The organism is Bacillus sp. JJ1566 (assembly GCF_036962685.1).
Lineage (GTDB): Bacteria > Bacillota > Bacilli > Bacillales > Bacillaceae_L > Ferdinandcohnia.
The window spans coordinates 1-16,810 of sequence record NZ_JBALOP010000005.1; the positions used below are offsets into that span (position 1 = coordinate 1).

Genomic DNA, 16,810 nt, shown 5'->3' on the forward strand with positions numbered 1-16,810 from the left:
GGTTGGTCTTTTTTTTGATTCAAAACCGGGAGGTTTTGTATAAACAAAGGTCTACAAACTGAGTTAAAATGATAATAATAAAGGGTTGGGTTTTGAGGAGCGAAGAGTTCAAGGAAGCAAGGGAGCGACAACCGGAATGTACTGTGTACATGAGGATTGGAGAGAGCGCAGCTGACGCAGAAATCTGACGCTGGTAGTTGGGACTTTGTCCCTGTGAGAGTAGGACGTCGCTAGGCAAACAGAAGATCAACCGATATGGTTGGTCTTTTTTGTTTGTATTTTTATAGGTAAGTGTTTTTGTTTGTTCCAGATTTGAGGTTGGGCTGGGAAAAAGAGGAATGCAAAGCTCTGATTCGTGCCTCTTTTGCAGTTAAATTAATGGAAAGAGTAACGCAAAGTCCTCATTCGTTACCGTTTAGTGATCAAGGCGTGAAGAATGGGAACGCAAGCAAGTGAATCGTGCCACTTTTGATTTTAATACGAGGAAAAGGGGTACGTAAACCGCAAGAATCACTCTTAATGTAAAATAGCATTTTAAAACAACTGCAATATTAGTCCAATCATAAAAATATTTAAAAGCTTTTTATACTAAGACATACACAAACTAGCTCCTGAACTTCATAGATTAATAAATAAGTTAAATTACAACTGTTTGTTATTTTTACAATTGTGTATACATTTCAATGAATCCGGGCAAAATATGTGTATGGAGGTGGAGGCAGTGAGTTCACTCGCAAATAGAAACCAATATGGGGAAACGTGTATTATATGTGAGCAGGAGAAAAAGAGAGGCATACACCTTTATACAAGATTCATTTGTTTGGATTGTGAGCAAGATATCATCCGTACGGAAACAAATGATCCAAAGTATCAATTTTATTTAGATCGTCTTAAAAAGGTTTCAACACCAGAGATATATTCATAGTTTCAAACCGCTTGGCATTGCTTTCGCGTTAGGTGCAATCTCAAGTTGTTTTCGGGCCTAGTAGTATAGGTCCCTTTTTTTGTTTTATAATAAGGTAAATACATAAGGAAGGTTATACATAACTATGAATCAAGAAAAAACACCTTTGTTTGATGCGCTGGCCCAACATGCGCTGAGGAGACCTCAATCGATGCATGTACCAGGACATAAATATGGACAAGTATTCCCAAGTAAGGGGTATCCCTATTTTCATAACATATTAGAAATCGATGCAACAGAATTGACTGGACTCGATGATCTCCACCATCCTGAAGGGGCGATTTTAGAAGCAGAACAATTAGTGGCAGATTTATATGGAGTCGAAAAGAGCTACTTTTTAGTGAATGGTTCGACTGTGGGAAACTTAGCAATGATCCTTGCAGCGTGTTCTGAAAATGATACTGTTCTTGTGCAACGAAATTCTCATAAATCAATTTTAAATGGGTTAAAGATGGCGGGGGCTCAGCCTATTTTTCTTCATCCTACGTATGATAGTGAAGCGCAGGTTCCCTCCTATGTTTCCTTTAAAACGGTAAAAGAGGCATTTGATACATACCAAAATATAAAGGCTGTTATTTTAACAAGCCCTAATTATTATGGAATGGTGAATCAAAATGAATTAGCTCATATTATTGCGTATGTTCATAAGAAGAAAGCGGCAGTTTTAATCGATGAAGCGCATGGAGCCCATTTTATGCTAGAGGGCTTCCCTTCTTCTGCTGTTTCTTTAGGTGCAGATATTGTGGTGCATTCTGCGCATAAGACTCTCCCAGCGATGACAATGGGCTCTTTATTACATGTAAATAGTAATCTCATTAAAAAAGAAGAGGTTGAGTCGTATCTTCAGATTTTGCAATCGAGTAGTCCATCCTATCCGATTATGGCTTCACTGGATCTTGCAAGGCATTATCTTGCTGCTGTGAAGGGAACAGGTACGAACCAAATCATTGAAAAAATTACCGCTTTAATTCAAAAGCTTGAAGCAATACCACAAATAAAAGTCGTGAAGTCAAAAAATCAAGACGTCCAAACAGACCTATTAAAACTTACTATCCAATCGCAATGTGAGCTAAATGGATATGAGCTACAAAGCTGCTTTGAAAAAGAAGGTCTTTTTACAGAAATGTCTGACCCAAATAATGTGCTTTTTGTGTTGCCATTATCTGATACATTTGATGCTGATGAAATTTATAATAAAATAAGTCGCTCTATTAAGGAATATACGTCGATTAAACGTAAATTTGTTGATTTACATGAGGACGGAAAGAGGGTTTCCACCCTTGCTCTTTGCTTTAATGAAATAAAAGGGTACAATAAAAAGGTTGTTTCCTTTAAAGATTCGATTGGAAACATTTCCGGAGAAATGATTATACCGTATCCCCCTGGAATTCCTGTCCTTATGGAAGGAGAACGTGTAACGGAACGACACGTTGAAATTCTTACCGCGTATTTGGAGACAGGGGCACATTTCCAAGGCGGGGATGTGAAGGGAAAAAATATAAAGATATTAGACATGTAAGGGGCTTGAACAAAAAGTGGCAGGTTATTTTATTACATTTGAAGGTCCTGAGGGTGCGGGCAAAACAACCGTATTAGGAATTCTTCAAGATGAGCTTTCAAAAAAAGGATATGATGTCATTTCCACAAGAGAACCAGGTGGAATTGATATAGCAGAACAAATTCGTTCTGTCATTTTAGATAAGAACAATACGAAAATGGATGGGCGCACTGAGGCACTTTTATATGCAGCTTCTCGCCGTCAGCATTTAGTCGAGAAGGTCATTCCGGCATTAGAAGAGGGAAAAATTGTCTTGTGTGACCGATTTGTTGATAGCTCTTTGGCATATCAGGGCTATGCGCGTGAACTAGGGATAGATGAGGTTTTATCCATTAATGAATTTGCGATTAATGGACTTATGCCTTCATTAACGCTTTTCTTTGATATCCAGCCTGAAAAAGGGTTAACAAGAATTAAGAAGAACGATGAAAGAGAAGTCAACCGCCTTGACCTGGAGCAGCTCTCCTTTCATCAAAAGGTGCATAAAGGATATGTAATGGTTGCAGATCGCTTTAAAGACAGATTTCACACCATTAATGCCGAAAATCCACTCGAACAAGTGACGAAAGAAGCACTTGAAATCATTGAAAAACATTTGAATAAAGGCTAATCATGTGAATTACCTCAAAAGTCTGATGATTTTTGAGGTTTTTCTTTTCGTTCTGGCTATACTTGGTATAGAATAAAGACAACTATGGACATTCGCACATATAGTTACCAAATTTCGTAATATGAAGGAACACGTAAAAGTGATAAAATAAAGGGAGGCAAAACGATGAAGCTAGTTGTTGCAGTTGTGCAGGATAAGGACAGTAACCGTTTGTCACAGGCATTAGTTGAACATAATTTTAGAGCAACAAAGCTTGCTACAACAGGTGGATTTCTAAAATCAGGCAATACGACGTTCCTTGTAGGAACTGAGGACATCCGTGTCAATAAATTAATGGATATCATCAGGGATAATTGCAAACATCGGGAGCAAATGATTGCCCCTGTTTCACCAATGGGTGGAAATGCAGATTCCTTTGTTCCATTCCCAGTAAAGGTAGAAGTAGGTGGGGCTACAGTATTTGTATTACCGATTGATGAGTTTCACCAATTTTAACTTTATTCATTGGGGGTAATCCCCAATGAATGATCATGCTCGAAAAAAATCGGGCGCAAATACGTCAAGGCGTATTTGATTGTAGAGGTGTTTTTACGTTCATGAAAATAAACCAGGATTTTCGTGTCAATATAGATAAAAATCAGCCAAATACATCCAATAAAATTTCGGGAAATTTGGGCTTTAGCAAAATGGTTCATCAAGAAGGAAATAAGCTTCAAATGGAACAATTGACGAAGCTGCTTTCTCAAATAGATATGGCGGGGGAACGTCTCTCTCGCTCTCAAACTTTTCAGGATTTAGCTTCTTATAAATCCCTTGTTAAACGCTTTATCCATGAGGCTGTCGAGTATGGGATGGATGTTAAAGAGTCCCATAGCTGGAACTTTAATGGACAAGGGAGAACACATAAGCTTGTTGAGCAAATCGACAAGGAGCTATTGGATTTAACTGAACAAATGGTTAACCAAGAAAAAGGATCAATTGATGTACTAGGAAAAGTTGGGTTAATAAAAGGATTATTAATCAACTTATATACGTGATTTGAAAGAGTGATAAATGGTGGAAAAAACATGGGAACAACTTCAGGAATATCAACCACTTGTCCTAAAAATGGTTGAAAATAGTCTTAAGAAGAACAGAGTAGCCCATGCTTACTTATTTGAGGGAAGCCGAGGGACTGGTAAAAAGGAAGTAGGTTTTCTTTTAGCAAAAAGTCTTTTCTGTCAGCATCCGAATGGGTATAAACCGTGTAATGAATGTACAAATTGTCGCAGGATTTCATCAGGAAATCATCCTGATGTTCATGTCATTGAGCCGGATGGCCAATCCATTAAAAAGTGGCAAATTCAAGCATTACAAGAAGAGTTTTCAAAAACAGGTGTAGAATCAAATCGTAAAGTGTATTTGATTAATCATGCTGATAAAATGACAACAAATGCTGCAAACAGTTTATTGAAATTCCTAGAAGAGCCGACAAGTCAAACAGTGGCGATTTTATTAACTGAACAAATCCATCGGATCTTAAATACAATTTTATCCAGATGTCAGGTTTTGTCGTTCCAGCCACTTGCTCCAAAGGTCATTTCTGAGCGACTTATCGACGAGGGAATATCTCCTACGATTGCTTCACTTGTTGCTCATACAACCAATAATTTAGAAGAAGCCCGCGAATTAAGCGGGGATGCTTGGTTTGGACAGTCCCGTTCAATAGTGTTACAATTATATGAAGTAATCCATACAAGGCCAACTCATGCTTTCTTTTTTCTGCAGGACCAATGGTTGCCTCATTTTAAAGAGAAAGAGCAGCTTAGCTTTGGTTTAGATATATTATTGCTTATTTTTAAAGATTTATTATATATACAGCTTGGTGATGAAGAAAAGCTTATTTTTCATGACCAGATTACTAGCTTTAAACAACATGCGCTTAAGACGTCAACTAGACGTGTAAGTGATCAAATATCAGCGGTATTAGAGGCGAAACGTCGTCTATACACCAACATGAACCCACATTTATTAATGGAGCAATTGGTAATAAAGTTACAGGAGGGATATAAGCTTGTATGATGTAGTTGGTGTACGCTTTAAAAAAGCGGGAAAAATCTATTACTTTGATCCAAATGGTTTTACAATTCCTGATGGCGAATATGTCATTGTCGAAACGGTTAGAGGAATTGAATTTGGCAAGGTTGTCATAAATAAAAAGCAAGTCGATGAAAATGACATCGTACTTCCATTGAAAAAGGTCATCCGCATTGCGGATTCAAAGGATAAATTAATTGTAGAAGAAAATAAAGCAGCGGCTACCCAGGCATATGATGTATGTCAGGAAAAAGTAGTGGAACACAGTCTTGATATGAAGCTTGTTGATGTAGAATATACGTTTGATAGAAATAAAGTAATCTTCTATTTTACAGCAGATGGACGTGTTGATTTCCGTGAATTAGTGAAGGATTTAGCGGCAATCTTCCGTACGAGAATTGAATTAAGACAAATCGGGGTACGTGATGAAGCCAAGATGCTTGGCGGAATTGGTCCATGTGGAAGAATGCTTTGTTGCTCAACCTTCTTAGGTGACTTTGAGCCGGTTTCAATTAAGATGGCAAAGGATCAAAACCTTTCATTAAACCCTACTAAAATATCAGGTTTATGTGGTCGGTTAATGTGCTGTTTAAAATATGAGAATGACGAGTATGAAAGTGCTAAAGAACAGCTTCCAGACCTCGGCGATGTGATAGAAACAACGAGTGGAACTGGGAAGGTTGTTGGACTCAATATTTTAGAACGAGTACTACAATTAGAATTAATTGGCCGTGAACGAGTTGTCGAATATACGTGGGAGGAACTACTGAAAGAGGGAGCGATTTCGATTCAAGCCACAGAATGACGAGGTGGAATGCGTGGACAAAAAAGATATTTTTGAATCTGTTAGTAGTATGGAGACTCAAATCGGTAATCTGTATACACAACTAGGAGAATTGAAAGAACATCTTGGGCAATTACTTGAAGAGAATCACAATCTGAAAATGGAGAATGACCTTTTACGTCGCCGACTTGATCAATCCATTTCAAAGAAAAAAGAAGAAAAAAACGATAAGGCTTTACAAGAAGCAAGGCTAGTTGATATCGGTGAAGGATATGATAATTTAGCTAGACTATATCAGGAGGGCTTTCATATTTGTAATGTTCATTATGGAAGTGTCCGTTCTGATGGCGACTGCTTATTTTGTCTCTCCTTTTTAAATAAGAAATAGGTCCTTTCCAACTGGAGAGGACTTTTTCATTTCCAAGGAAAAGCTTTATAATAAGAAATAGATTACTGTAGGGAAGGAAACATAATGCAATGGTTCAATTACATGATGATGAACGATTAGATCATTTATTAGCAGAGAACTTAAGAATCATCCAAAGCCCTTCTGTCTTTGCCTTTTCATTGGATACGGTGCTTTTAGCAAAATTTGTGTATGTACCGATCCAAAAAGGAAAAATCATAGATTTGTGTACAGGTAATGGGGTCATTCCATTATTGTTAAGCAAAAGGTCAAAGGCAGAGATTACAGGCGTTGAAATTCAAGACCGTATTTTTGATATGGCAAAACGCAGCATTGAATATAATAAACTTTCAAATCAGCTTTCGGTCATTCACGGGGATATTAAGGACATGCCCGAAAGATTGGGACATGGAAAATATGATGTTGTGACCTGTAATCCACCGTATTTTCCAACGCCAAAAGCAGATGAAATGAATCATAATGAACATCTTGCGATTGCTCGCCATGAAATTTTTTGTACATTAGAGGATGTTGTCCGTGTGAGCAGTCAATTGGTAAGGCAAGGTGGAAAGGTTGCATTCGTTCATCGCCCAGGTCGATTGATGGATATCCTTACCTTGATGAGACAATACCGAATTGAGCCGAAGCGTTTGCAATTTGTACATCCTAGATTTGGCAAAGAGGCAAATACCATTTTAGTTGAAGGAATCAAACAGGGAAATGCTGATTTAAAAATTTTACCTCCACTATATGTATACGATGAACATAATGAGTATACAAAAGAGATAAGGACCATTCTCTATGGAGATGAATAAGCACTATTTTTATGTGGTGGAGTGCAAGGATGGAACCTATTATGCAGGTTATACAACCGATGTTGACCAAAGGATGAAAAAGCATAATGAAGGAAAAGGAGCCAAATATACAAGAGGAAGAGGCCCAATTTCGTTATTATTTACCCAGGAGTTTGAAACGAAAGAAGAAGCGATGCGTGCAGAATATAGATTTAAACGATTAAAGCGGCCTGAGAAGGAACGGTTGCTGGCAATGGAAAGTGAGGAGCGGTATGTGGCAGCAAAAAAGCTTTCAACCAAATTATGAATATGGAACTTTATATCTCGTTCCAACTCCAATTGGGAATTTGGAGGATATGACTTTCCGTGCGATTAAGATCATGAAGGAATCTGCTTTTATAGCGGCAGAGGATACAAGGCAAACAAAAAAGCTTTGTAATTATTTTGAGATTGAAACACCTGTCATAAGCTACCATGAACATAATAAAAAAGTGAGCGGGGATAAAATTCTAGCTTTACTACGAGAAGGAAAAGATGTGGCACTTGTAAGTGATGCGGGCATGCCAACGATTTCCGACCCGGGCTATGAATTAGTTGTCGAAGCGGTTCAAGAACAAATGTATGTCGTTCCATTACCGGGTGCAAATGCTGCATTAACATCTCTGATTGCCTCTGGGCTCAGTACACAACCTTTTTATTTTTATGGTTTTCTAGACCGAAATAAGAAGGAGAAACGAAAGCAGTTGGAAGGTTTGGTACATATTCAAGCAACAATTCTTTTTTATGAAGCACCTCATCGCTTAAAAGAAACACTGAAGATCATGAGAGAGGTATTAGGAAATCGCAAAATCACGGTTTCTAGAGAATTAACAAAGAAGTTTGAAGAGTTTATTCGTGGGGATATGGATGAAGTCCTGGCATGGACAGAGGAGGATACGGTTCGTGGTGAGTTCTGTCTTGTTGTGGAGGGAGCCTTATTTAGCGAGAACGAGCTTTCGGAGGCTTGGTGGGAAAACCTATCAATTGAACAGCATGTCAACCATTATGTTGAAACTGAGTCAATGACAACAAAAGAAGCAATAAAACAAGTAGCAAAAGACCGAAACCAGCAAAAAAGAGAAGTTTACCAAGAATATCACGGATTGTAACAAGTGAAATCAAATACGCCTTGGCGTAGGTCCCGTCCTATCAAAATACAAAAAGCTTCTCGGGGAGAGAAGCTTTCTTTATCATCTATTATTTTACACCTGTAAGGTTGTCTTGAAGTTCTTTAAGAATTTGTTCAGCACCTTCACGGCTAAGAACGATCTTACCATTAGCAAGTGTGAAATTATCATCAGAAATTTCACCAGTAATTTGGCAAGTCATATTTGGCTTGTATTTCTTTAAAATAATTTTGTCATCGTCAACATAAATTTCTAGAGCATCTTTTTCAGCGATGTCTAATGTACGACGAAGCTCGATAGGAATAACAACACGACCTAACTCATCAACTTTACGAACAATACCTGTAGATTTCATTTGTTTTTTCTCCTCTCAATTTTTGTATATTTATCTCTCTATATCGTCAATTTTCGACAAATTGATTTCTAGATAATAATATCAAGATTTCCATTTAACGTCAATCATTTTTAACTACAATTCTTTTAAAATATGTATAAAAATGGCACGCGGTGTCTTATAACAGAAGGGTTTTATGAGGCCTTTTACATTATGAAACTACTATTTTTTGAAAAAGACTGTACCATAATAGAGGGAAATATGTAAAATAAATTCGACAAAATTCTACATTTGCCAGCTGAATTTTGTCGAAAAATAGAGTGGTTTTCTGTCTTGGTCGAATTGTATCATAACTTTTTTATTTACATATACATAGAAATCTCTTTAAATTGACATTCCCTTCGCGCTTTAGGTATATTTTAGAGATATAATAGGAATAGATGAAATAGGATTGTCTTGCTTATTCGAGCTTATTTTATGAGGAGGTCTACCGATGGCTCAAGAGAATAAAACATTTTATTTAACGACACCCATTTATTATCCAAGTGGGAAATTACATATAGGACACGCTTATACAACTGTAGCAGCGGATGCTATGGCTCGATATAAAAGATTACGTGGATATGATGTAATGTTTTTAACAGGAACCGACGAGCATGGTCAAAAAATTCAACGTTCTGCAGCAGAAAAAGGTGTTTCGCCACAAGAATATGTTGATGAGATTGTTTCAGGAATTCAAGATCTTTGGAAGAAACTTGAGATCTCCTATGATGATTTTATCCGAACAACAGAGGATCGCCATAAAGAAGTTGTCGAAAAGATTTTTGACCAACTTGTAAAACAAGGTGATATCTATCTTGATCAATATGAAGGTTGGTACTGTACACCTTGTGAATCCTTCTTTACCGAAAGACAATTAGTCAATGGAAATTGCCCAGACTGTGGGCGACCAGTTGAAAAAGTGAAGGAAGAATCTTATTTCTTCAAAATGAGTAAATATGTAGATCGTCTGCTAAAGTACTATAAGGAAAATCCTGAATTCATCCAACCCGAGTCCCGCAAAAATGAAATGATTAATAACTTCATTAAACCTGGACTAGAGGATTTGGCTGTGTCAAGAACAACCTTTGATTGGGGAGTGAAAGTACCGGGTGATCCAAAGCATGTGATTTACGTATGGATTGATGCGCTATCAAACTACATTACGGCTTTAGGTTACGGTACAGAAGATGATGCTAAATATCAAAAATATTGGCCTGCTGATGTCCATTTAGTTGGAAAGGAAATTGTTCGTTTCCATACAATCTATTGGCCAATTATGCTGATGGCATTAGACCTACCATTACCGAAAAAGGTATTTGCTCATGGCTGGTTGCTAATGAAGGATGGAAAAATGTCAAAATCAAAGGGAAATGTCGTTGATCCAGTTACATTAATTGACCGTTACGGACTCGATTCTCTACGTTACTACTTATTACGTGAGGTTCCATTTGGTGCTGATGGTGTATTTACTCCAGAAGGATTCGTTGAAAGAATCAATTTTGATTTAGCAAATGACCTTGGAAACCTATTAAATCGAACAGTTGCAATGATCGGACGATATTTTGATGGTACAATTCCGATGTATCTCGGAAATCAATCAGAATATGATACTCAGTTAGCAAATTTCGCAGTGGAAACTGTTGCAAAATACGAAGAAGCAATGGAGAAAATGGAGTTTTCTGTTGCACTAGCAGCCCTTTGGCAGTTTATTAGTCGTACAAATAAATATATTGATGAAACTCAGCCATGGGTTGTTGCAAAAGATGAAGCGAAAAAAGATGAATTAGGCTCGATTATGAGTCACTTAGCGGAATCTCTACGTTTTGCAGCGATTATGCTTGAACCATTTTTAATTAAAACTCCGGGTGAAATCTTTGCACAGCTTGGAATAAAAGATGATGCATTGAAAACCTGGGATAGCCTAACTGAATTTGGAATCAAACAAGAAGGAATTCAGGTGACAAAGGGTGAGCCAATTTTCCCTCGTTTAGAAATTGCCGAGGAAGTTGAATATATTAAGGAAAAAATGCAGGGCAGTACGAAAAAAGAAGAGCATGTAAAGGAAGTTGAGCAAGCTGACGAGATCACTATCGATGATTTCATGAAGGTTGAACTTCGTGTCGCGCAAGTGCTTCAAGTAGAGCCGGTAAAAAAGGCCGATAAGCTATTAAAGCTTCAACTAGATTTGGGCTTTGAAAAGCGCCAGGTAGTATCTGGTATTGCTCAGTATTACACTCCTGAAGAACTAGTAGGCAAAAAGGTGATTTGTGTAACGAACCTTAAACCTGTAAAACTTCGCGGTGAGCTATCACAAGGAATGATTTTAGCAGGATCTGTTGATGGCAAACTATCGGTCGCAACGATTGACCAAAGCCTACCAAATGGAGCTAAAGTTAAATAACAAGAAAAGCGTAAGGCGCCCGCTTATCGGCGACAAGCATAAGACGAGAGCTGACAGAAGGTGCATTTTACCTTCCGAAGCGATTGGCTTATGACCTCGAGCCGATGGCGCCTGGAGCTAGACACGAAAAAGGACAGAGCCATCTGTCCTTTTTACATACGAAAATTCAGTAATAAAGGAGTCTTTATGATGTTAATTGATACACATGCACACTTAAATGCGATTCAGTATCAAGACGATTTAGATGAAGTCATCGAAAGAGCACTGAGTGAAGGTGTAGAAAGAATTGTTGTCGTTGGTTTTGACCGTGAAACGATCACGAGAGCGATTGAATTAGCAGATCAATACGAGTTTATCTATGCAACTGTCGGCTGGCATCCAGTTGATGCAATTGATATGACGGATGAAGACCTAGCTTGGATTGAAGAGCTCAGTGCCCACCCAAAGGTTGTGGCATTAGGAGAAATGGGGCTTGATTACTACTGGGATAAGTCCCCAAAGGATATTCAAAAGGAAGTCTTCAGAAAGCAAATTGCTCTTGCTAAGAAGGTAAAACTACCTATTATTATTCATAACCGTGAGGCTACGGCTGATATTATCGACATTCTACAAGAGGAGAATGCAAGTGAAGTAGGAGGAATTATGCACTGCTTTACTGGAAGTATTGAAGTTGCCAAACAATGCATGGATATGAATTTTTACATATCGTTTGGTGGTCCTGTTACCTTTAAAAACGCAAAAAAACCAAAAGAAGTAGCAGCGGAAATTCCACTTGATCGGCTCTTAATAGAAACGGATTGTCCCTATTTAACTCCACATCCATTTCGGGGAAAACGAAATGAACCAAGTTATGTGAAATATGTAGCAGAGCAAATTGCAGAGCTAAAAGGGGTATCGTTTGAGGAAATTGCCGAAAAAACTTCCGACAATGCGAAGCGATTTTTCGGCATAAAATGATAGCAATTTTTGTCAAAAAGTAGGGTAGCTTGTCCAACAATAAGTTGATTAGAAGAAGTTCTACATGTCTCCTTCGTCTCATATATATCTTTGTCGACAACTAATTCTTCCCTTTTAAAAACTCTTCTTGCATAATATTTTACAACGGTGACGTAAAAAAGGGGTGGGGTTGACAGATTTATTGATACTTTATATAATCCACTGAGAGAAGGAGGCGTTTTTCATTTGCTTAAAAACATGAAAAAACTGTTTTCCGAGTCGAAGCACAAAAAGAGATTAATAGTCTCGATAAGTAGTTTTATAGTCTTAGCAGGTGCAGGTACAGGATATGCTGCGTATGAAACCAGTAAGGATACAGTTACACTATCATTAAATGGAAATGAGCAAGTTATAAGGACGCACGCAAACACGGTTGCTGAAGTTCTACAGGATCTAGAGATTGATGTCTCAAAACATGACGAGCTTTCACCATCTATGGATACGACAATTAAGGACAATATGAAAGTGACGTGGCAAGAGGCCATTCCAGTTGAACTTGTAGTCGATAATGAACCACAAAAGGTTTGGACAACAGTCAAAACCGTGGGAGATCTTTTCAAAGATGCAGATGTAGAGATTTCGGAGCACGATAAAGTCAATCCAAGTTTAGATACAAAGTTAGCAAAAGATATGAAAGTACAAGTTGAAAAGGCATTTCAACTTACGCTAAATGACGGCGGTACTGAGAGTCAAGTTTGGTCCACTTCGACTACTGTCGCTGACTTTTTAAAAGGTCAAAATGTTGCACTAAATGAATTGGATCGCGTAGAGCCAGGAATGGAAGAAGAGATTACAGCAAATAGTGTCGTTAATGTTGTACGAGTAGAAAAAGTCACCGATGTAGTGGAAGAATCAGTGGCCTTTGCGGTTGTTCGTAAAAAGGACAACAGTATTGATAAAGGCAAAGAAAAAGTTGTAACTCCTGGTCAGGAAGGGAAAGTTGCAAAGCACTATGAAGTTGTTCTTGAGAATGGAAAAGAAGTATCAAGAGATCTAATCAAAACAGAAACCCTAGCTGATAGCAAGGATAAGGTTGTTGCAATTGGTACACGTGAAATCGTGCAACAGGTATCCCGTGGTACTGGTAATGTAGCAAAGGAATTCTATGTATCTTCTACAGCTTATACTGCATATTGTAGCGGGTGTTCAGGAACAACTGCTACAGGGATTAACCTTCGCGCAAATCCAAATGTTAAGGTGATTGCGGTTGACCCAAGCATCATTCCTTTAGGTACAAAAGTGTATGTAGAAGGGTATGGCTATGCAATCGCGGCTGATAAGGGCACAGATATTAAGGGTCATAAGATTGATGTCTTTTTCTCAGAGAAATCACAGGCATTCCGTTGGGGGCAACGACAGGTCAAAATCCAAATCTTAAATTAACTTGCGCAAACAGAGGAAGATTTCCTCTGTTTTTTTATGTCTATGTCTTTTTTGTTATAATTATGTAATATTTGTATCTATATTGTTAGACGAAATAAATCCAGAAAGGTTTCAATAAAAATGAAAATAAAAGAAATAATTGTTGTGGAAGGCAAAGATGACACTGTCGCAATTAAGCGGGCTGTCGATGCCGATACAATCGAAACAAACGGGTCAGCCGTTAACCAAGAAGTATTAGAACGAATCAAACATGCTTATGAAGTGAGAGGGGTTATTGTTTTTACAGACCCGGACTACCCAGGTGAACGAATCCGTAAAATCGTAGCAAAGGCCGTTCCAGGGTGTAAGCATGCGTTTTTACCTAAAAATGAGGCACTTGCAAAGTCAGGCAAAAAGGTGGGCGTTGAGCATGCCACTCCAGAGGCGATTCGAAAGGCCTTAGCGGACGTAAAACAGGAACAGGAGGATTTCCACTCGGAAATTGAATTTGACGCCTTAGTGGACGCAGGATTGATTGGAGGAAGCAAGGCGAAGGAACGAAGGGAAAAGCTAGGCGTTCTTTTAAAAATTGGTTATACTAACGGAAAACAGCTTTATAAGCGTCTACAGATGTTCCAAATAACTAAAGGGGCATTTGACCAGGCCGTTGAAAAAGTGCTACAGGGGGAAAGGCAACGTGATTAAAGATATAGCCACACCTATAAGAACGAGAGCCATTTTAGAAAAGCATGGTTTTTCTTTTAAGAAAAGCTTAGGACAAAACTTTTTAATTGATACGAATATATTACATCGCATCGTTGACCATGCGGCAGTTACAGAAGAAACAGCTGCGATTGAAATTGGGCCAGGTATCGGTGCATTAACCGAGCAGCTTGCAAAGCGCGCAAAAAAGGTTGTTGCATTTGAAATCGATGGGCGACTTTTGCCGATTTTAGCAGATACCTTATCTCCATATCCCAATGTAGAAATAATCCATGAGGATGTTTTAAAGGCAGATGTCCAATCTGTCATAATTGAAAAAATGCAGGGAATCGATGATATCATGGTAGTCGCCAATCTGCCTTATTATGTTACAACACCAATTATTATGAAATTGCTAACAGAAAATCTCCCATTAAGAGGAATTGTTGTCATGCTTCAAAAGGAGGTAGCAGACCGGATTTCTGCTTCTCCTGGTACAAAAGACTATGGGTCCTTGTCAATTGCTATTCAATATTACACAACTGCTGAAACAGTCATGATCGTTCCTAAAACTGTATTTGTTCCCCAGCCAAATGTGGATTCAGCAGTAATTCGTTTGCTAAAAAGAAAGGAACCGGCTGTTAAGGTAGAAAATGAGTCCTTCTTTTTTGATGTCGTTCGTGCTTCTTTCGGACAAAGGAGAAAGACGATTTTAAATAATTTGACCTCAAACCTGCCAAATGGAAAGGCGAATAAAGAGGCAATTGAAGGCTGTTTAGCCGCCTCTAATATTGATCCAAGACGTCGCGGTGAAACATTATCGATTGAAGAATTTGGACGTTTAAGTGATGAATTATATAAAGCTTTAAATCTGGGACCTACTGAGCAGTAGGTCTTTTTTATGTGAGTGCAGGTTATCTTTCCTCTCACCACTTAAGGTTGTGCTGCATAGGCTAACAAGAAGGCATCTCGGGTAGCGAAATAACCTCGAAAGTTGGAGTGGGTGAGGATGGATATAAAGGTTGGCGATATTGTTGCACGTAAATCACATCAGTTTGACTTATTGTTCAAAGTAACAGAGATAACACATAACCAAACTGTTAATTTATATGGTGAGGATGTAAGGTTGATTGCTGATGCCCCGTATCATGACTTAGTCCTAGTTGGCGAGGATGAAAGGCAGAAAAGGCTACGAGCAGATCGCGAAAAAGTGGATCATTCCTATCGACTATTTCGACAAGATTATCAGTTAGTTAGACAAAAAAATGAATATCATGCTACAGGTGGATATTCAAATGACACAGAGTTTTTTCAAATTCCAGGAAGGGTTCTGCATATTGATGGTGACCCAACCTATTTAAAAAAATGCTTGATGTTATATGAAAAAATTGGGATTCCGGTATATGGGTTTCACTGTCACGAAAAGGAAATGCCTGAAAGGATTGATGAATTACTTGATAAATATAGACCTGATATTCTAGTTATAACCGGTCATGATGCATATTCAAAATCAAAGGGAAAGGTTACGGAATTAAAAGCGTACCGACATTCCCGTCATTTTGCGCAAACAGTTCGACAAGCTCGAAAAAAATTTCCGCATTTAGATCAGCTTGTTATCTTTGCGGGCGCCTGTCAGTCACATTTCGAATCGTTGATACGTGCAGGGGCAAATTATGCAAGTTCACCGTCTAGAGTCAATATACATGCCCTAGATCCTGTATATATCGTGGCGAAAATTAGTTTTACGCCATTTGATGAACGAATTAATGTTTGGGATGTTCTCCGCAATACATTAACAGGGGAAAAAGGTCTTGGTGGGATTGAAACAAGGGGTGTATTACGAACCGGTATGCCTTATCAAAGATTGGTTGATGAAGAGGGAAATGGGGATCTCTAACTGCGTATCGCTAGAGATCCCTTGGTATTTTATTACATATACGATAGGGTAAAAATTTTGTCGGTGAAAAGAAATCTTGATTTAAATACATATTGGCTCTGCTTTTGAACATACTATGGGTTGTGTGTTGAGAAATTTGTAGGAAAAAATTCATTGACAAGTATTTTGTATCATTGTTATAATTTTAGTTTTATTTGACGTTTGGTGGTATTTTTGGTATACTAATTAATAGTGAGGTGGAGTGAAATGGCAAAAACTTTGCTTGATATTAAACGGTCTCTAGATACGAATTTAGGTAAGCGACTTACATTAAAGGCAAATGGTGGTCGTAGAAAGACAATTGAGCGCTCAGGAGTGCTCGCTGAAACGTACCCCTCTGTATTTGTAATTGAACTAGACCAGGATGAAAATTCCTTTGAGCGAGTTTCATACAGCTATGCTGATATCCTTACAGAAACCGTTCAATTAACCTTCTTTGATGAGACATCCGGGAACGTAGCGATAAGTGGGCAGTAGACATCAATGTTTACTGCTTTTTTATTTTTTCAAAAAAACGTAGTACTTTTTTATTGTCTAGCTCCAGGCGCCATCGGCTCGAGGTCATAAGCCGATAAGCGGGCGCCTTGCGCTTTTCTAAATAAAGTACTACGTTTTTTGTTTAAAAAAGATGAAATAGGATATTATTTGTTACTATAACTAACCCTATGAATGTCGTAGA

At 38.2% G+C, this 16,810-nt stretch carries 19 protein-coding genes; 18 read left to right on the forward strand and 1 reads right to left on the reverse strand.

Annotated elements, in window-relative coordinates:
- Nucleotides 1-721 precede the first annotated feature (721 nt).
- The 11 genes from V7112_RS03700 to rsmI all read left to right on the forward strand — a co-directional run bounded on the left by V7112_RS03700 (nucleotide 722) and on the right by rsmI (nucleotide 8,340).
- On the forward strand, nucleotides 722-925 hold the full coding sequence (locus V7112_RS03700; RefSeq protein ID WP_335415628.1) for a sigma factor G inhibitor Gin: 204 nt from the start codon (nucleotides 722-724) through the stop codon (nucleotides 923-925).
- 124 nt (nucleotides 926-1,049) lie between these two features.
- The gene (locus tag V7112_RS03705) at nucleotides 1,050-2,483 is read left to right on the forward strand and encodes an aminotransferase class I/II-fold pyridoxal phosphate-dependent enzyme (protein WP_335415630.1); all 1,434 of its coding nucleotides are present in this window, start codon (nucleotides 1,050-1,052) and stop codon (nucleotides 2,481-2,483) included.
- Between the two features lie 16 nt (nucleotides 2,484-2,499).
- Nucleotides 2,500-3,132, forward strand: coding sequence for a dTMP kinase (tmk, locus tag V7112_RS03710; RefSeq protein WP_335415633.1), 633 nt, complete (start codon nucleotides 2,500-2,502; stop codon nucleotides 3,130-3,132).
- A 165-nt stretch (nucleotides 3,133-3,297) separates the two neighbouring features.
- The gene (locus V7112_RS03715; protein ID WP_335366009.1) at nucleotides 3,298-3,627 is read left to right on the forward strand and encodes a cyclic-di-AMP receptor; all 330 of its coding nucleotides are present in this window, start codon (nucleotides 3,298-3,300) and stop codon (nucleotides 3,625-3,627) included.
- A gap of 101 nt (nucleotides 3,628-3,728) precedes the next feature.
- A complete protein-coding gene (locus V7112_RS03720) occupies nucleotides 3,729-4,169 on the forward strand; it encodes a YaaR family protein (RefSeq protein WP_335415636.1) in 441 nt (146 codons plus the stop codon).
- Between the two features lie 19 nt (nucleotides 4,170-4,188).
- The gene (gene holB / locus V7112_RS03725) at nucleotides 4,189-5,193 is read left to right on the forward strand and encodes a DNA polymerase III subunit delta' (RefSeq protein WP_335415639.1); all 1,005 of its coding nucleotides are present in this window, start codon (nucleotides 4,189-4,191) and stop codon (nucleotides 5,191-5,193) included.
- Nucleotides 5,186-6,013 (forward strand): PSP1 domain-containing protein, encoded by an 828-nt coding sequence (locus V7112_RS03730; RefSeq protein WP_335415643.1) that lies wholly within the window; start codon nucleotides 5,186-5,188, stop codon nucleotides 6,011-6,013. The genes holB and V7112_RS03730 overlap by 8 nt, the downstream gene beginning before the upstream one ends.
- A gap of 13 nt (nucleotides 6,014-6,026) precedes the next feature.
- Nucleotides 6,027-6,380 (forward strand): DNA replication initiation control protein YabA, encoded by a 354-nt coding sequence (gene yabA / locus V7112_RS03735; protein ID WP_335395201.1) that lies wholly within the window; start codon nucleotides 6,027-6,029, stop codon nucleotides 6,378-6,380.
- An 89-nt stretch (nucleotides 6,381-6,469) separates the two neighbouring features.
- Nucleotides 6,470-7,213 (forward strand): tRNA1(Val) (adenine(37)-N6)-methyltransferase, encoded by a 744-nt coding sequence (locus V7112_RS03740; RefSeq protein WP_335415645.1) that lies wholly within the window; start codon nucleotides 6,470-6,472, stop codon nucleotides 7,211-7,213.
- Nucleotides 7,200-7,499, forward strand: a complete 300-nt coding sequence (locus tag V7112_RS03745; RefSeq protein WP_335415648.1) for a GIY-YIG nuclease family protein — start codon at nucleotides 7,200-7,202, stop codon at nucleotides 7,497-7,499. Before V7112_RS03740 ends, V7112_RS03745 begins: the two co-directional genes overlap by 14 nt.
- The gene (rsmI, locus tag V7112_RS03750; RefSeq protein ID WP_335415651.1) at nucleotides 7,465-8,340 is read left to right on the forward strand and encodes a 16S rRNA (cytidine(1402)-2'-O)-methyltransferase; all 876 of its coding nucleotides are present in this window, start codon (nucleotides 7,465-7,467) and stop codon (nucleotides 8,338-8,340) included. Before V7112_RS03745 ends, rsmI begins: the two co-directional genes overlap by 35 nt.
- Nucleotides 8,341-8,428: 88 nt before the next feature.
- Here the strand turns inward: rsmI and V7112_RS03755 are convergent, their stop codons facing one another.
- Nucleotides 8,429-8,713 carry an AbrB/MazE/SpoVT family DNA-binding domain-containing protein gene (locus V7112_RS03755; protein ID WP_335415654.1) on the reverse strand — a complete coding sequence of 95 codons (285 nt, stop codon included), beginning with the start codon at nucleotides 8,711-8,713 and terminating at the stop codon, nucleotides 8,429-8,431.
- 472 nt (nucleotides 8,714-9,185) lie between these two features.
- On the opposite strand from V7112_RS03755, the gene metG reads away from it, so the two are divergent.
- The 7 genes from metG (at nucleotide 9,186) to veg (ending at nucleotide 16,608) form a co-directional block, all read left to right on the forward strand.
- Nucleotides 9,186-11,135 carry a methionine--tRNA ligase gene (gene metG / locus V7112_RS03760; protein WP_335415657.1) on the forward strand — a complete coding sequence of 650 codons (1,950 nt, stop codon included), beginning with the start codon at nucleotides 9,186-9,188 and terminating at the stop codon, nucleotides 11,133-11,135.
- A 189-nt stretch (nucleotides 11,136-11,324) separates the two neighbouring features.
- Nucleotides 11,325-12,092 (forward strand): TatD family hydrolase, encoded by a 768-nt coding sequence (locus V7112_RS03765; RefSeq protein WP_335415661.1) that lies wholly within the window; start codon nucleotides 11,325-11,327, stop codon nucleotides 12,090-12,092.
- Between the two features lie 225 nt (nucleotides 12,093-12,317).
- Nucleotides 12,318-13,514: a ubiquitin-like domain-containing protein gene (locus V7112_RS03770; protein WP_335415664.1), complete on the forward strand. Its 1,197-nt coding sequence runs from the start codon at nucleotides 12,318-12,320 to the stop codon at nucleotides 13,512-13,514.
- A gap of 120 nt (nucleotides 13,515-13,634) precedes the next feature.
- A complete protein-coding gene (rnmV, locus tag V7112_RS03775) occupies nucleotides 13,635-14,198 on the forward strand; it encodes a ribonuclease M5 (protein WP_335415667.1) in 564 nt (187 codons plus the stop codon).
- The gene (gene rsmA / locus V7112_RS03780; protein ID WP_335415670.1) at nucleotides 14,191-15,087 is read left to right on the forward strand and encodes a 16S rRNA (adenine(1518)-N(6)/adenine(1519)-N(6))-dimethyltransferase RsmA; all 897 of its coding nucleotides are present in this window, start codon (nucleotides 14,191-14,193) and stop codon (nucleotides 15,085-15,087) included. The genes rnmV and rsmA overlap by 8 nt, the downstream gene beginning before the upstream one ends.
- A 117-nt stretch (nucleotides 15,088-15,204) precedes the next feature.
- The gene (gene yabG, locus V7112_RS03785) at nucleotides 15,205-16,092 is read left to right on the forward strand and encodes a sporulation peptidase YabG (RefSeq protein ID WP_335415674.1); all 888 of its coding nucleotides are present in this window, start codon (nucleotides 15,205-15,207) and stop codon (nucleotides 16,090-16,092) included.
- Between the two features lie 246 nt (nucleotides 16,093-16,338).
- Nucleotides 16,339-16,608, forward strand: a complete 270-nt coding sequence (gene veg / locus V7112_RS03790) for a biofilm formation stimulator Veg (RefSeq protein WP_116354422.1) — start codon at nucleotides 16,339-16,341, stop codon at nucleotides 16,606-16,608.
- The last annotated feature ends 202 nt before the right edge of the window (nucleotides 16,609-16,810 follow it).

Coding starts and splice junctions, on each gene's coding strand:
- V7112_RS03765 (WP_335415661.1), top strand. CDS start 11,325: ATGTTAATTGATACACATGCACACTTAAATGCGATTCAGTATCAAGAC.
- V7112_RS03715 (WP_335366009.1), top strand. CDS start 3,298: ATGAAGCTAGTTGTTGCAGTTGTGCAGGATAAGGACAGTAACCGTTTG.
- rnmV (WP_335415667.1), top strand. CDS start 13,635: ATGAAAATAAAAGAAATAATTGTTGTGGAAGGCAAAGATGACACTGTC.
- yabG (WP_335415674.1), top strand. CDS start 15,205: ATGGATATAAAGGTTGGCGATATTGTTGCACGTAAATCACATCAGTTT.
- veg (WP_116354422.1), top strand. CDS start 16,339: ATGGCAAAAACTTTGCTTGATATTAAACGGTCTCTAGATACGAATTTA.
- V7112_RS03755 (WP_335415654.1), bottom strand. CDS start 8,713: ATGAAATCTACAGGTATTGTTCGTAAAGTTGATGAGTTAGGTCGTGTT.
- V7112_RS03705 (WP_335415630.1), top strand. CDS start 1,050: ATGAATCAAGAAAAAACACCTTTGTTTGATGCGCTGGCCCAACATGCG.
- V7112_RS03720 (WP_335415636.1), top strand. CDS start 3,729: ATGAAAATAAACCAGGATTTTCGTGTCAATATAGATAAAAATCAGCCA.
- V7112_RS03740 (WP_335415645.1), top strand. CDS start 6,470: ATGGTTCAATTACATGATGATGAACGATTAGATCATTTATTAGCAGAG.
- V7112_RS03745 (WP_335415648.1), top strand. CDS start 7,200: ATGGAGATGAATAAGCACTATTTTTATGTGGTGGAGTGCAAGGATGGA.
- metG (WP_335415657.1), top strand. CDS start 9,186: ATGGCTCAAGAGAATAAAACATTTTATTTAACGACACCCATTTATTAT.
- rsmI (WP_335415651.1), top strand. CDS start 7,465: ATGTGGCAGCAAAAAAGCTTTCAACCAAATTATGAATATGGAACTTTA.